General features: G+C 71.0%; 12 protein-coding genes, 1 tRNA gene and 2 pseudogenes. 8 read left to right on the forward strand and 7 right to left on the reverse strand.

What is annotated here, in order from left to right; translation table 11 throughout:
- Nucleotides 1-227 precede the first annotated feature (227 nt).
- Nucleotides 228-1,007, forward strand: a complete 780-nt coding sequence (locus GA0070560_RS15525; protein ID WP_091297285.1) for a phosphodiesterase — start codon at nucleotides 228-230, stop codon at nucleotides 1,005-1,007.
- A gap of 397 nt (nucleotides 1,008-1,404) precedes the next feature.
- On the opposite strand, the gene GA0070560_RS15530 is transcribed toward GA0070560_RS15525, so the two are convergent.
- Nucleotides 1,405-2,202 (reverse strand): alpha/beta fold hydrolase, encoded by a 798-nt coding sequence (locus GA0070560_RS15530; RefSeq protein WP_091297288.1) that lies wholly within the window; start codon nucleotides 2,200-2,202, stop codon nucleotides 1,405-1,407.
- 320 nt (nucleotides 2,203-2,522) lie between these two features.
- Here GA0070560_RS15530 and GA0070560_RS15535 point away from each other — a divergent pair, with 320 nt between their 5' ends.
- Nucleotides 2,523-4,235 carry a bifunctional metallophosphatase/5'-nucleotidase gene (locus tag GA0070560_RS15535; protein WP_091297290.1) on the forward strand — a complete coding sequence of 571 codons (1,713 nt, stop codon included), beginning with the start codon at nucleotides 2,523-2,525 and terminating at the stop codon, nucleotides 4,233-4,235.
- Nucleotides 4,236-4,423: 188 nt separating this feature from the next.
- On the opposite strand, the gene GA0070560_RS15540 is transcribed toward GA0070560_RS15535, so the two are convergent.
- Nucleotides 4,424-4,714, reverse strand: a complete 291-nt coding sequence (locus GA0070560_RS15540; protein WP_245675539.1) for a hypothetical protein — start codon at nucleotides 4,712-4,714, stop codon at nucleotides 4,424-4,426.
- A 134-nt stretch (nucleotides 4,715-4,848) separates the two neighbouring features.
- On the opposite strand from GA0070560_RS15540, the gene GA0070560_RS15545 reads away from it, so the two are divergent.
- The 4 genes and pseudogenes from GA0070560_RS15545 to GA0070560_RS29485 form a co-directional block, all read left to right on the forward strand.
- Nucleotides 4,849-5,322, forward strand: coding sequence for a hypothetical protein (locus GA0070560_RS15545; protein ID WP_170839427.1), 474 nt, complete (start codon nucleotides 4,849-4,851; stop codon nucleotides 5,320-5,322).
- Between the two features lie 332 nt (nucleotides 5,323-5,654).
- On the forward strand, nucleotides 5,655-6,551 hold the full coding sequence (locus tag GA0070560_RS15550) for a right-handed parallel beta-helix repeat-containing protein (protein WP_139131500.1): 897 nt from the start codon (nucleotides 5,655-5,657) through the stop codon (nucleotides 6,549-6,551).
- Nucleotides 6,548-6,775 (forward strand): hypothetical protein, encoded by a 228-nt coding sequence (locus GA0070560_RS15555; protein WP_091297295.1) that lies wholly within the window; start codon nucleotides 6,548-6,550, stop codon nucleotides 6,773-6,775. The genes GA0070560_RS15550 and GA0070560_RS15555 overlap by 4 nt, the downstream gene beginning before the upstream one ends.
- Before the next feature lie 154 nt (nucleotides 6,776-6,929).
- A pseudogene (locus GA0070560_RS29485) lies at nucleotides 6,930-7,376 on the forward strand (SRPBCC family protein); the annotation flags it as partial.
- Between the two features lie 396 nt (nucleotides 7,377-7,772).
- Here the strand turns inward: GA0070560_RS29485 and GA0070560_RS29900 are convergent.
- Both GA0070560_RS29900 and GA0070560_RS15580 read right to left on the reverse strand, forming a co-directional pair.
- Entirely contained in the window at nucleotides 7,773-8,081 is a 309-nt protein-coding gene (locus tag GA0070560_RS29900) for a hypothetical protein (RefSeq protein ID WP_091297300.1), read from the reverse strand.
- 670 nt (nucleotides 8,082-8,751) lie between these two features.
- Nucleotides 8,752-9,948, reverse strand: coding sequence for a helix-turn-helix domain-containing protein (locus GA0070560_RS15580; protein WP_091297305.1), 1,197 nt, complete (start codon nucleotides 9,946-9,948; stop codon nucleotides 8,752-8,754).
- A gap of 104 nt (nucleotides 9,949-10,052) precedes the next feature.
- On the opposite strand from GA0070560_RS15580, the pseudogene GA0070560_RS28740 reads away from it, so the two are divergent.
- Nucleotides 10,053-10,199: pseudogene (locus GA0070560_RS28740) on the forward strand (site-specific integrase); the annotation flags it as partial.
- A 78-nt stretch (nucleotides 10,200-10,277) separates the two neighbouring features.
- On the opposite strand, the gene GA0070560_RS15585 reads toward GA0070560_RS28740, so the two are convergent.
- Together GA0070560_RS15585 and GA0070560_RS15590 are read right to left on the reverse strand one after the other, a co-directional pair.
- A tRNA-Pro gene (locus tag GA0070560_RS15585) sits at nucleotides 10,278-10,351 on the reverse strand.
- A 118-nt stretch (nucleotides 10,352-10,469) separates the two neighbouring features.
- The gene (locus GA0070560_RS15590; protein WP_091297310.1) at nucleotides 10,470-11,363 is read right to left on the reverse strand and encodes a metallophosphoesterase; all 894 of its coding nucleotides are present in this window, start codon (nucleotides 11,361-11,363) and stop codon (nucleotides 10,470-10,472) included.
- 25 nt (nucleotides 11,364-11,388) lie between these two features.
- Between GA0070560_RS15590 and GA0070560_RS15595 the strand changes: the two genes are divergently transcribed.
- Complete coding sequence (locus tag GA0070560_RS15595; RefSeq protein WP_091297316.1) at nucleotides 11,389-11,844, forward strand: GatB/YqeY domain-containing protein; 456 nt, start codon at nucleotides 11,389-11,391, stop codon at nucleotides 11,842-11,844.
- Between the two features lie 67 nt (nucleotides 11,845-11,911).
- Here GA0070560_RS15595 and GA0070560_RS15600 read toward each other — a convergent pair whose 3' ends face one another.
- Nucleotides 11,912-14,359 (reverse strand): penicillin-binding protein, encoded by a 2,448-nt coding sequence (locus GA0070560_RS15600; RefSeq protein ID WP_091297319.1) that lies wholly within the window; start codon nucleotides 14,357-14,359, stop codon nucleotides 11,912-11,914.
- Nucleotides 14,360-14,573 lie beyond the last annotated feature (214 nt).

The raw sequence follows: 14,573 nt of genomic DNA on the forward strand, positions 1-14,573 counted from the left end.
ACGACTCTCTCGTGATCCACGTTCTTCCAGGTGAGGGCGGGCCCGGCGCGGGTGCCGGGGCTGCGATCAAGCGTACTCAGCGACCGGTGCCCGTCCGTGCGAAGATCGATTCTGTTCGTACACATGTTTCATCCACAGGGTGTGGACGCGGCCTGTGGGTTCCCGACGGGCGCGCGCGGGGTGCGTGGCGGGGTTAGCGTGAGGGTCCCGGTCGCAGTGGAGGAGTCATGCTCGTCGCCCAGCTGAGTGACCCGCACCTGACCACCGGCGTGCTCGCCGCCGCTCCCGCCGCCGGCCTGCACCGGGCGCTCGGCCGGGTGCTGGCGCTGCGGCCCCGCCCCGACTGCGTGGTGATCTCCGGCGACCTGGTCGACCAGGGCCGTCCCGACGAGTACGCGGCGCTGCGCGAGGTGCTCGGCCGGTACCCGCTGCCGGTGCACCTGGTCACCGGCAACCACGACGACCGCGAGTCGCTGCTGGACGCCTTCGGCGGCACGCCCTACCTGGGCGGCGGTTTCTCCGCGTACTACCACGTCGATCATGCGGAGCTGACCGTCGCCGCGCTGGACTCGCTGGTGCCCGGTGAGGGCGGCGGCCGGCTCGGCGAGGACCAGCTCGGCTGGCTCGACGGGGTGCTCGCGGGGCGACCGGACGTGCCGGCCCTGGTCTTCCTGCACCACCCGCCGGTCGCCCTCGGCGTCCCGGCCGCCGACGCCATCCGGCTCGCCGACGGTGACGCCCTCGCCGCGGTGATCCGCCGGCACCCCCATGTGGCCCGGGTCGCCGCCGGTCACCTGCACCGCCCGGCCACCACCGCCTTCGCCAGCACCGTGCTCACCGTCGCGCCCAGCACCTGGCGGCAGGCGTCGCTGACCATCAGCCCCGACGAGGAGATCGGCTGGGTCGACGAGCCGACCGCCTTCCTGCTGCACGTCGTCGAGCCGGGCGGCTGCGTGACCCACACCGTGCAGGTCAGCCACGCCGCCGGCCTGACCTGCGGTTTCTGAGAGTTGCCGGCGACGGGGCCGGGTGGACGACGCGCGCGACAGCGGACAGCAGCTCGTACCCGTCCGAGCGCCCGGACGTCGCCTGGTCGGCACCGTCGGATCGGCTTGGCCGATCGGTTGACGGACGGAAGGCGGACGTACCTCGCCCTCGGCCGAACGCGTCGAGCGGGCCGCCGTACGGGTCCAGTGGACGGGGACCGACGGATTTGTCTGCTGCGGCGAAGGTCTTCAGGTCCACAATTGCCGTACGGCATCGATATTGTCGGTCCACGCCATGGCCGTCGGTTCCCTGAGGGGCCGGGAACCGGCACGCCATCCGACCGTCCCGGGCTCGGCGGCGGCTCTTCGCACCGGAGCCGGCGCCGCCCGGGACGGTCACCCGGCAGAGGAGTCGCAGTCAGCCCAGCAGGGCGCGGCGCAGCTCCGGGGCCAGCCGCTCGGCGGGCACCTCGTGGAATCCGCCCGCCAGGCTCAGGTGCCGGGCCCCCGGCACCGCCCCGGCCGCGGCCCGCGCGGCATCGCGCAGCCAGCCCGGGCTGCCCGTGCTGTCGACGACCACGGTCGGCGCGGTGATCGCGGCGAGGCGCTCGGCGGGGAGGCTGCCGTCCCCGGTGACGGTGGCGTCGTACACGAGGGTCGGGGCCAGCATCTCCATCCAGGGCCACATCGGCTGCTCCCGCATCCCGCGCACCTCGTCGGCGGGGACCCCCACCGCCTCGACCAGGAAGCACTCGACCGCGTCGCCCCGCCGGCCCGCCGCCACCAGCTCAGCCAGCTTCGGTGCGATCGCCACCCGGGAACCGGCGTGCGCCCCCACCTGCAACGGCGGCTCGAACAGCGCCAGCCCCGTCACCGGCAGGCCGGCGGCGGTCGCCAGGGCGGCGAGGATCGCGCCGGAGGAGAGGCCGTAGACGTACGCCGTGCCGCCGGCCGCCCCGATCACCGCCGCCAGGTCCTCGATCTCGCGCTCCACCGCGTACGGGCCGGTGTCGCCGCTGTCGCCCCGGCCGCGCCGGTCGTACCCGAGGACGGTGAAGTCCGCGGCCAGCGCGGCGGCGAGCTCCCGGGTGGTGGAGCGGTCGTTGAACGCGCCGCCCACCAGCACGATCGCCGGCCCGTCGCCACTGCGTTCGTACGCGATCGTCGTGCCGTCCGCAGACCGCGCGGTGCCCACCGTCAGGGGCGTCCCAGCCATCTTCCATCCCTCCGTCGCTGTCGTCTCTCATCCTGGTCGGAGCCGCCGACAAAAAACCGACGGCTCCCCGGGACCGCCGTCACCTACCCGTCATGTCGGAATCGCCCGAACGTCCGACTGTCGCCACCTGACGTATCCGCAGGTCTGTTCGACTTCCCCAGTCGACCGGCGGTGGGCGGAGATGAGAGGCTGTCCCCCGACGGAGCGGCGAACCCCCGACCGCCGCCATCCGCTGTCGACCCCTGTCACGGCACGGATCAGGGTCGCCGGGCGAACCATCGTCCGCGCAGCGTCCAACGCCGAACCTCACGAGGAGTTCCATGTCCGTCCCCGGGATGCGTAGGGCCGCCATCGGTCTGACCGCGCTCGCTGTGGCCGCGCTGAGCACGGTCGCCGTCAACCCGAACCAGGCCGAGGCCGGCCCCAAGCCGGTCGACATCAAGCTGCTCGCACTCAACGACTTCCACGGCAACCTGGAGCCCCCGGGCGGCTCCAGCGGCACCATCGCCGGCCAGCCCGCAGGTGGTGCGGAATACCTCGCCACCCAGCTCGCCGCACTGCGCGGCACCACCGAGAAGGAGCGGGAGCGGACCATCACGGTCGCCGCCGGTGACCTGATCGGCGCCTCCCCGCTGCTCTCCGCCGCGTTCCACGACGAGCCCACCATCGAGGCGCTCACCATGGCCGGGCTGGACTTCGCCAGCGTCGGCAACCACGAGTTCGACGAGGGCCCCGACGAGCTGCTCCGCATCCAGAACGGTGGCTGCCACCCGGTCGACGGCTGCGCCGACGGCACCCCGTACCAGGGGGCCGGCTTCCAGTACCTCTCCGCCAACGCCTTCAAGACCGCCACCGGCCAGCCGCTGCTGCCGCCGTACGGCATCAAGAAGGTCGCCGGCGTCAAGGTCGGCTTCATCGGGATGACCCTGGAGGGCACCCCGCAGATCGTCAGCCAGGAGGGCGTCGCCGGCCTGACCTTCGCCGACGAGGCCGAGACCGCCAACAAGTGGGCCCGCGTGCTGCGCGCCCAGGGCGTCGAGAGCATCGTCGTGCTGCTGCACGAGGGCGGTCAGCAGGACTCGACCGGCGGCATCAACGACTGCAACGGCTTCACCGGCCCGATCGTCGACATCGCCAACCGGATGGACCCGGCCATCGACGTGGTGGTCAGCGGGCACAGCCACCAGGCGTACAACTGCGAGATCAACGGCAAGCTGGTCACCAGCGCCAGCTCGTTCGGCCGCCTGGTGACCGACATCGACCTGAAGATCGACCGGAAGTCCGGTGACGTGCTCACCGCCTCGGCGAACAACGTCGTGGTCACCCGCGACGTCGCCAAGGACCCGGCGCAGACCGAGCTGATCACCCGCTACAAGACGGCCCTCGGCCCGGTCGCCACCAAGGTCGTCGGCACCACGGCCGAGCCGATCAACCGGATCCAGGAGACCCTCTTCGGTACGGCCAAGGGCGAGTCCCCGCTCGGCAACGTGATCGCCGACGCGCAGCTCGCCGCCACCGACACCGAGCAGGGCGCGCTCGGCGCGTTCATGAACCCCGGCGGTGTCCGCGCCGACCTCGACGCCGGTCCGGTCACCTACGAGGAGGCGTTCACCGTCCAGCCGTTCGCCAACAACCTGGTGACCCTCGACCTCACCGGCGCGCAGCTCTACTGCGTGCTGGAGCAGCAGTTCGTCGTCGGGCGGACGCTCTACCCGTCCTCGACGGTCAACTACACGGTCGACGTGAACGGCACCACCGGCACCACCGCCGACCCGTGCGCCGGCACCCGGGTCGTCCGGGGCAGCCTGACCCTGGGCGGCGTCACGGTCACCGACTCCGGCACCTACCGGGTCACGGTGAACAGCTTCCTCGCCGGCGGCGGCGACGGGTTCACCGCGCTCAAGAGCGGCACCAACCAGGTCACCGGCATGATCGACCTGGACGCCTTCGTGGCGTACCTGACCGCGTCCTCGCCGGTCTCCGCGCCGGCCCTGGACCGGATCCGTACCACCGCCGAGGTCCCCGCCGCCTGACGGCAGCCCTCGACACGACGGGCCCCGGAGCAGCCGCTCCGGGGCCCGTCGCCGTTCCTGTCCCTCCCGCCCCGGCCTGCCCCTCCCGCTGCCCGCACGCCTGGCCTGGCCGGTCCCGCCCGGCTTGGCCCGGCGGTCGAGATCGCGCTCGATCCGGGATGTTGTGGCCTTAGCTCGTGCCGATGCCACTACATCCATGATTCAGCACGATCACGGCGCGGTGCGGGCTGTCGGTGAGCCGGGGTGGGGGCGGCGACCGGGTCGTCGGCGGCGTTGGTCAGCGTCGGCATCACCGGGGAGAGCATGGTCTCGCCGAAGCCGAAGACCGCCGCGCAGGCCACCACGCCGAGCGCCGCCACCACCGCGTTGCCCGTGCCCACCAGGCCGGCCGCGCCGAGGATCAACCAGGCGGCGGCGAAGACCCCACCGACCAGCGCCAGCGCTCCGGTACGGCTGCGCCCCTCCATCCGCCGGATCACCGGCCGCGACAGGATTTGCCGCCGCTGCGAGTGCGGGCCGGAGCCGACGTGAGCAAGCGCACGCTCCGCTGCTGACGGTCCTCGCCGCCGGTGCGGGGAGCGGGCCGGTCGGTCGGCTCTGCCATGCTGGCCCGGTGAGCGTGACCTGGCGACATCTGCCCACACCGGCCCGCGAGATCGCCGCCGCCGCGACCGAGGCCGTCGAGGCGGCCCGGGCCCGCGACACCGGGGCGTACGACCTGTCGACCGCGCGGCTGGCCACGGCGGAGCGCTCCGGGCTGGTCCTCGGCTCGGTGGTACGGCTGCTGCTGGAGGAAATCCACCCGGACGGGCTCGACTCCGACGACGTCCGGAAGGTGCTGGAACACTGCGTCCGGGCGGCGGCGCAGTGGTGGCCGGACGTCGACCCGCACGTGGTGCTGGTCCTGCTGGCCGGGGCGCTCGGCGTCTATGACCCGGGCGAGGACGACGCCCCGCCCGACGCGGTCGCGCTCGCCCGGCACGCCCCGCTGCTCGTCGCCGATCTGCTCAGCGTGACCGGCCGGCCGGTCGAGGGCTACCTGGGCGCGGCGTTCGCCGAGATCGAGCGCACCGAGCGGCACGACTGACCGGACGGGCCGGATCGCTGTCCAGCACAACAGCAGCGGTCACAGCCACGTCATCGTCGACCAGTCGGGGTACTTCATCGCCGCCCGCTGACAGTGATGTGGGAGCGGGTCACCTGGTCGGTCTGACTCACCCTCCGGCAGTGTGCTTACAGGTCAGGGGCTGGCGGCGGGGAAGATTGAGGAGTCTCCCGGGCGGCACCCCCGACCGCGTCCACCGGGGGTATGGTGCCGCAGCACGTCATCGATCGACTCACGGGGTGTTGATGAGAAGACCCGCATGGTCCCTGTTCGTTGTCGTACCGCTGCTCGGGGCCGCAGGCCTGGTGGGATCGGTGGCACCTGCTACGGCGGCGCCCGCACCGACCGCCACGACCGCGTCCGGCACCGAGGTGTACGTCAACCAGAAGGACTGCACGCCGGATGCCGATGGCACCATGGCTGAGCCGTACTGCACCATCGGGGCGGCGGCGGCAGTGGCGCAGCCGGGGCAGACGGTGCTGGTGCACCCCGGCGACTACCCGGAGACGGTCACGTTCGACCGGTCCGGCACCGTGGACGCGCCGATCACCTACCGGGCGGTCAACAGCCCCGACGGGGAGGTCAAGGTCGGTAACGGCTTCGCCGTCACCGACACCGTCTTCCGCCTGGTGGGTGTGCACGACGTCGTCGTGCAGGGCTTCTTCGCCGCGAACTGGAGCAACGCCAGCACCGTCGTGGTGGACCGTTCCTCCCGGATCACCTTGGACGGCCTGGCGGTCTTCAACCAGTTCCAGGCACCTGCCCTGGTGCGGCTGACCGGCGGGTCCAGCGATGTCACGGTGAGCCGCACGTGGCTGCGCGCCCTCGGCGAAGCGGCGGGCGTGGCGGTCGAACCGGGGGTCACCCGGGCGGTGATCACCGGTAACGCCCTCGAGGACGCCCGGATCGACGTCACCGACGCGCCGGGCACCGTGGTCACCGGCAACACCGTCGTCAACGAGTGCGACGTGGCGATCCGGGTGGCCGGGGCCTCGCCGGGTGTCCGGCTGCACAACAACATCGTCCAGACCGCGGGCGGCCCCGAGTACGACCCGCAGCCCTGCGACGCCCCGTCCAGGGCCACCGCGATCTCGGTCGCTGCGGGGTCGATCGCCGGGTCGACGGCCGACCACAACCTGATCGGCCCGTGTACGTCCAGACGGCATGCCCGGCGACGTGTGCGACGCCCACCGCCGCCGTGTTCAACATGACCGTCACCCGGCCGACCTCGCCGGGCGTCCTCACCGCGTACCCGCGCACCGGTGCCGCCCCGCCCACCGCGTCGAACGTCAACTTCGTCGCCGGTGAGACGGCCGCGAACATGGCGGTCGTCCAGGCGGGCACCGACGGTCTGATCGGCGTGTACCACAACGGCCCGGGTGCCTCGGAGCTGATCGTGGACCAGGCGGGCTTCTTCATCGCGCCGCTGTCCTGACGTACCCCCGGAGCCGGCGTCCCCCGCGACCAGCGGGCGGGTGCCGGCTCCGGGCTTTCCGGTTGAGCCGCGAATCCGAGGGTACGGATTCCGGTGGACAAGCACGGCTCCCTCCCGGTTGGAGGGAGGTTCGACCGGAACGAGGAGGAATGTCATGACCACCGTGGTCGAGAAGTCGATCGAAGTCGATGTCCCGGTCAGCACCGCCTACAACCAGTGGACCCAGTTCGAGGAGTTCCCCCGCTTCATGGGTGGCGTCGAGGAGGTGCGCCAGCTCGACGACCGGCGCATGCACTGGGTTGCCCAGATCGCCGGGATCAAGCGCGAGTGGGACGCGACCGTCCTGGAGCAGGTCCCGGACCAGAAGGTCGCCTGGGCGGCGACCGAGGGCGCGACCAACGCCGGCGCGGTCTACTTCCAGCCCGTCGGCACCGGCCGGACCATGGTCCGGCTGCACCTGGAGTACGAGCCGGAGGGGCTGGTCGAGAAGGCCGGCGACAAGGTGAACATCGTCGAGAAGCAGGCCGAGTCCGACCTGGAGAAGTTCAAGAGCTTCATCGAGTCCCGGGACGTCGAGACCGGCGCCTGGCGTGGCTCGGTCGGCCAGGGGCTCGGGGTGGGCACGCCGGGCGTCGCGCACGCCGCGTCCTCGCAGGGTGACAGTGGCAAGGCCGGTGTCTCCGGTACGGCGGTCGCCACCGGTGCCGCCGTCGCGGGTGCAGCCGCCGCCGGAGTCGCCGCCGTCCGGCACCGTTCCGACGACGAGGACCGGACGCCCACCACCGGGTCGGAGTACCGGACGACGGAGGTGGTCGAGCCGACCACGACGACGTACCCGGGTGGCCCGGTGAGCGAGCCGAACCGCCCGCTCTGACGTACCGCTGCGGGGCCCGGCCGCCGACCACCCGGTCGGCGGCCGGGCCGTCGGGCCGTCTCGGAGACGGCGACTCTTCGTCCCGAGCTCTCGGCGAGCTGGCCGGAGCGGGCTGATGCGAGGTCAGACGGCCTGCCGAGGCGCTGCTCGGCTCGGTTTGGCTGGCACGGTTGCTGTACTTCGATGCTGTACTGCTGGCATGGGCTGGTCGGCTTCCCGCGTCCAGCCGAGGAAGCGGTGATGCAGTACGCCGGCCGGTGTCCAGGGCATGTCCTCGGTGGCCTGGACGAGCGAGCTGCTGAGGTAGAGGGCCAGCGAGACGGGAGCGTCGACGTACTCCGCGCGCAGCTCCCGCTTGCGAGTGGGGCAAGGCCACGGTAGATCGCAGCCGCCGCAGCTCCAGATCGGCATGACGGGGCCGTGGGTGGTCACCGCGCACCCTCCAGGAAGCGAGCAGTGATCGTCCGGGCCTGCCGGCTGGTCGCCCATTCCACCTGCCAGCACGGGTAGGGGGCCAGCCGGTACCACCATGCTCGGCATCCAACGCACAAGCCGTCGAGCCCTCGCACGTGCACGGACAGGATCGCCTGTTCCTGGTCGTCTTTCACTGCGTCTCCTCGCCCGGCCAGTGGCCACGGTTGATAGGGATGCGGTGCCGGGCATGGCAGGGCAGGTCAGCTCCACAGCGGCAAACCTGTCGCCACTTCCGCCAGGACCACACCGGCCGGTGCCGGCGAGCCAGGGTGAGGGCGACCGCGACCAGGTACTCCTCGTACGAGACCCGTTGCGTCCGGGCCATCGGAGCACCGTCGACAGCCGCGCGCAGCTCCCGACGCCGAGTGGGGCATGGCCAGGATCCGCCACAGCCACCGCAACTCCAGAGGGGCGGCACCGGCCTGTGGGCGATCATTCGCCGTGCTCGCCGGAGCGCGTGCCCGAGTCATGGACGAGCCGCCGCAGAAGTCCGACAGTCATCGCCACGATTCCGGCCCTCCGCGTCGAGGGCGCGGAGGTTCAACGGGTGATGCACCATTCCGCGCCCGAGTGCACTGAGGACCAGCGTTACGTCACGCGCGTCATCGATCCAGAAGGTGACTGTCCGCTAACCAGCTGTGCTGTCCGCTGGCGGTCGGCGCCCAGGGGCATACTCGGTGCACAGGTCGCGCAAGGTCGCCGCCTCCGGCACCCCCGTCTGCTCCACCTTTGCCAGCAACTCCGCAGCCCGCCACCAGTTCGACGGCACCACGCGCCCGGAGGCCACGGCCTGCGTCCCGAGAACAACCGCCTCGTCCGGCTGCCCGGCTGCGACCAGGGCAAGACCAAGGTCGAGACGGGCCGATGCGGACCGGCGGGGCCGCACTCCCCCGTCGCCGTCCGGGTCCAGGTCGGCCAACACCGACCGCGCTACCTGCTCGGCACCTGGGTCACCTGCCCATGCCAAAGTGGTGGCCGTGTACGCGGCGGCCTTGGCCGGGTCGTAGCGGTAGTGGTGCTCGGCTCGCTCAGGAACGGGCAGATTCGCCGTCAGCCGCTCTACCCGGTCCAACACTCGCCGGGTCGCACCGACATCCCCCATCCGCGCCCACGCACGAGCCTCCTGAGCAGTCGCCTGAATGCGGGCAGAGCTGCCCTTCGGAGCGACCCGCTGAGCTTGGTGGGAAAGATCGAGTGCCCTCCGATAGTCACCTTGAGTCAACATGTCCCAAGCCCGGGTTTCCAGACACCATGCCTGAATCTCCGCGTGCTCCGCGTGTTCGGCAAGATCACGAGCGGCCTGCAAATGTGCAGCCGCCGCATGCCGCTGCCGCAGGTCGATGTGAACGGTGGCCCGCAGCACCGCCAACCAGCCGCCAGCAACCAACAACCGTCGCCGTTGAGCAAGCGTGATCCGTCCATCCAGCAACCGCCCGACATAGGCGAGGTGCCGCCGCACCAGCGGCAGCAGATCAGCCGGAGCCATCGTCGGATAGGAACTGGCGAGGTCATCGATGCCTTGCTCAATCCGGTCGACCACGTCCCCGCTGACATCGCTGGCGGCAACTCTCGCCCGCAGCTCCCCGGCCTCAGCCGCATGGTCGATCGGCGCATCGACCAAGCGAGCAAGCTCGCCTCCTGCGTCGAGAATTCGGTCCAAGTGGCGCGCCGTATCGACCGTTGGAGCCTTGAGCCCTGTCTCCAGCTCGTGCAGATGGCTCTTACTCCGATGGGCGAGCTGCCCGAGAGACCGAAGCGACAGACCACACTGCTGCCGAAGCTCACGCAGAGCTACACCGAAGCGCAGGTCGACGGAAGAAGCCATAACGTCGCTCCAAGGCTAAGGGTCCAGGCGAACTCATTCGGCCGCGACCCAGCGAGCCACCGCTTCGACGGTACCCCGACGCTCATGCATCGATGACCCCTCGCCTGCTCGTCGACCTGGACGTGCACCCGCGCGTCATCATGCAGGTGCTTCGGCACGCCGAGGTGTCGGTGACGATGGAGATCTACTCACAGGCCTCCTCGGACGCCACCCGCGACGCCCTCAAGCGCCTGGGGGAGAGCCTGCGGTGACCGCCGCTGCTGTACTCGACTGCTGTACGAATGCATCAGGGGCCACTCTCATCGATGGAGAGTGGCCCCTGACCTCGGTCGGGGTGGCCGGATTCGAACCGACGACCTCTTCGTCCCGAACGAAGCGCGCTACCAAGCTGCGCCACACCCCGAGGCGTGCTGAGAAATAGTAGCCCACCCGGCCCGATGGTCAAACTCGGTACCCCCTGGACGCCGCGTCGGCCGGGCGTCCAGGGGGTACCGGCCGGGCGGAGGCGGCGGGCACGCAGGTCAGCGGGGGATGAGGGTGAGCACGCTCGCCTCCGGCGGGCAGGCGAATCGCACCGGGGCGGTGGGGTGGGTGCCCAGGCCGGCGGAGACGTGCAGCCAGGAGTCGGAGCCGGGCCAGCGGTGCAGGCCCTTGGCCATCGAGCGGGGCAGCCCGCAGTTCGTCACCAGGGCGCCGTAGCCGGGTACGCAGACCTGGCCGCCGTGGGTGTGCCCGGCCAGCAGCAGGCCGAAGCCGTCGGCGGCCATCTGGTCGAGCACCGCCGGCTCGGGGGAGTGGGCGATCGCGATGGAGAGGTCGGCCGAGGAGGAGACGGGGCCGGCGACGGACGGGTAGTCGTCCCGCTCGATGTGCGGGTCGTCCACCCCGACGAGCTCCACCAGCCGACCACCGGCCTTGAGCGTCGTACGGGCGTTGTTGAGGTCCACCCAGCCGGCCCCGACGAAGACGTCGCGCAGCTCCTCGTAGGGCAGCTCGACGCCTTCGGCGTACTCGCGGTCGGGCAGGAAGTAGCTGAACGGGTTCTTCAGGACCGGGCCGGTGTAGTCGTTCGAGCCGAAGACGAAGGCACCGGGCAGGTCGAGCAGCGGTTGCAGCGCCCGCAGCACGCCCGGGACGGCGGCGGGGTGGGCCATGTTGTCCCCGGTCACCACCACCAGGTCCGGGTCGAGGGCGGCGAGTGACGCCACCCACTGCTGCTTGCGCTGCTGGTCCGGCATCATGTGCAGGTCCGACAGGTGCAGCACGCGCAGCGGTTCCGCATCGGTCGGCAGCACCGGCACGTCGTACCGGCGCAGGGTGAACATGTTGCGCTCGATGAGCGACGCGTACGCCAGGGTGGCCGCTCCGGCGGCGATGGTCCCGGCGGCGAGCCGGAATAGTGTGCGCTTTCGCATGGCGTTCAGGGTAGTTTGACCGACCATGAGCACGCTGAAGGACCGCCTCACCGCCGACATGCGCGCCGCCCTGAAGGCGCGCGACGAGCTGACCACCTCCACGCTGCGGATGGCGCTCGCCGCCGTCGGCACCGCCGAGGTCTCGGGCAAGGCCAAGCGCGAGCTCACCGACGACGAGGTGCTCGCGGTGCTGACCAAGGAGGCGAAGAAGCGGCGCGAGGCCGCCACTGCCTTCTCCGACGCGGGTCGCGCCGAGCAGGCCGCCAAGGAGACCGCCGAGGGCGATGTGCTGGAGCGCTACCTGCCGAAGCAGCTCTCCGACTCCGAACTGGCCGAGCTGGTCTCGGGGGCGCTCGCTGCGGGCGGGTTCACCGGCAAGGCGCAGATGGGCCCGGCGATGAAGGCGGCCCAGGCCGCGGTGGCCGGCCGGGCCGAGGGGGGCCGGGTCGCCGCCGAGGTACGCCGGCAGCTCGGTCTCTGACCTTCAGAGGTACACGAAACGGGCGGGCACCCCTGAGGGTGCCCGCCCGTCCTGCTGTGCGGGTGTGTCAGCCGCGGCCCGGGGGCCGGCTCGGTCGGGTGGGGCTCGTCGGCGTGGTGCCGCCGGGGCCGGCGGTGGGCCCGCCCGGCGTGGAGCCGCCACCGCCGCTGATCTGGATGGTGACCACACCACCCTTGATCGTCCGGCCGTCGGGGCTGGTGCCGGCGGCGGTGCCGGGCGGGCAGTTCGACGTGACCTTGACGTCGGACACGACCGCCTCGAAGCCGGCACCCTTGAGCCGGCTCTTCGCCGTGTTCACGTCCTGGCAGGTGACGCTCGGGATGGAGCGCTGGTCACCTTCGGAGATCTTCTTGCCGGGTGGCTCGAAGTTGATCCGTTCCTTGCCCTTCATGGCGTCGCGCAGCGTCTCGTAGACCGGCGGGTTGATGCCGTCGGGCCGGTTGTGCTTCATCTTGACGTTGGTCTGCGGCCAGTCCGGGTCGGCCATGATGCCGGCGACCGCGTACTGCTTGGTCATCGCGACCAGGGCGGCGGTCTTCTCGGAGTCGGTGGTGCCGGACTTGCCGGCCACCGGCGCCTTGACGACCTGCTTCACGTGGGCGGCGGTACGGCTGCCGCCGCACTTGCTGGTGGAGGAGTTGTCGCCGACCGGGCAGCGGGCGGCGTCCACGGCGGCCCGGGCCACCTCGGTGCTCAGCCGCTTCTCGCAGCGCGGGTTGGCGATGTCGAGCTTGTTGCCCTCCGGGTCCCGGATCTCCTGCACCGGGATCGGCTCGCAGTACTTGCCGTCGGCGGCGAGGGTGGCGTACGCGTTGGCCAGCTCCAGCGGGGTGGTCTGCGAGACGCCCAGGGTGAACGCGCCCCACTGGTGGGCGCTCTCCTTGGTGCCGGCGAACCTGGCGTCGTTGCTGGCCCGGAACTGGATGCCGAGCCGTCGCGCCACGTCGACGACGTTCTCCGCCCCGACCTGCTGCTGGAGCGGGACGAAGTAGGTGTTGGTCGACTGGGCGAAGGCGCTCCACATGGTCTGCACGCCACCGGCCTTGCCGCCGGCGTTCTTCGGGCAGTAGAAGTGCGTGCCGGGGCAGGCGGCCGGCGAACTCCGGCTGATGATGTATTCCGACTTGAACGTCTGCTGCGCGTTGATGGTGTAGCTGAGCGGGATGCCCTTCTCCAGGGCGGCCACGATGGTGAAGATCTTGAAGGTCGAGCCGGCCTGGTAGCCGGTGATGCCCTGGCCGCCGGTGAGCAGCGGGTTCACCGTGGCCGGGTAGTTGCCCCGGATCTTCTTCTTGGCCTTGGCCGGGTCGCTGTTGATCTTGTTCTTGGGGTTCTTCGGGTCGTCGAGCTTGAACTGGCGGTTGACCGCGAGCGCCCGGACCCGGCCGGTGCCCGGTTCCACCACGGCCACCATGGCGGCCTCCTTGGCGGTCTCCTTCTTCGCCTTGCGGACCGCCTTGTCCGCGCCGCGCTGCGCCTGCACGTCGAGGGTGGTGACGACGGTGTAGCCGCCGCTCTTCAGCCGCCGTTCGCGGTCGTACGAGGTCGAGCCGAAGGTCTCCTGCTGCAGCCACCAGCGGTAGAAGTAGTCGCAGAAGAAGCCCCAGCCCTTCTCGTTGGTGGAGACGCAGCCGTTCGGCGTGCGCTTGTCCTTCACCACGAGCTTGGCGGCCTTGGCGGCGTCCGCCTCCTGTCGGCTGATCTTGCCGATCTTGGCCATGTTCTCGATGACGTAGTTGCGCCGGTCGAGCGCGAGCGGGTACCCGCTGCGGGTGGTCGGGTCGTTGGTGGTCGGCGCCTTGACCATGCCGGCCAGCAGCGCCGCCTCCTCCAGCTTCAGCTTGCTCGGCGGCTTGCCGAAGTAGACCTGGCTGGCCGCGTAGATGCCGTACGCCCCGTTGCCGAAGGAGGCGATGTTCAGGTAGCGCCGCAGGATCTCGTCCTTCGGGAACTCCTTGTCGATCTGGATGGCGTACCGCATCTCGCGCAACTTGCGGGCGCTGGTGTCCTCGGTCGCGGCGACCACGTCGGCGGGGTGGGTCGCCGAGTAGGCGATGGCCAGCCGGACGTACTGCATGGTCAGGGTCGAGGCGCCCTGCTGCGAGTTGGTGCCGGACTGGTTGTTGACGAAGGCCCGGGCCACGCCGTTGAGGTCGACCCCGTTGTGCTTGTAGAAGTCGTGGTCCTCGGCGGCGATGATGGCGTCCCGCATGACCGGGGCGATGTCTTCCAGCTTCACGTCGCGACGGTTCTCGTCGTACATGGTCGCCAGCGGTGTCTTGCCGTCCGAGGCGAGCATGTAGCTGATCTGTGGCGCGCGGGCCACGATCAGTTCATTCGGCAGTGCGCCGAAGGTCTCGGCGCCGGCCTTCGCGGCCAGTCCGGACATCGCCACCGCGGGGAAGGCCGCCGCCGCGACCACCACGCCGGCCAGCAGGCCACAGATCAGCAGCGATGCGGCGTTGGTGAAGACATTGTGGTCACGTTTCCGCATCCAGGTCACCTCGACAGGGTACGCGAGCAGGGAAGGAGGGTCGCTGGGGCGTTCTTTCCCCATTTCCTGCGCGCGCGACCCTCGTTGTGCTAAACGCACGACCCCCGGTGTGTGGTTGCGTGTGACCGGCGTCGAGTCTCCACCCGATCGGTGGAGCGGCGCAGCGTTTTCACGTACTCGGGCCGGGTATGCGGCGAGCGAAGGCCCGGGAAGC

Origin of the sequence: Micromonospora halophytica (genome assembly GCF_900090245.1) — a bacterium.
Classification (GTDB): Bacteria; Actinomycetota; Actinomycetes; order Mycobacteriales; family Micromonosporaceae; genus Micromonospora; species Micromonospora halophytica.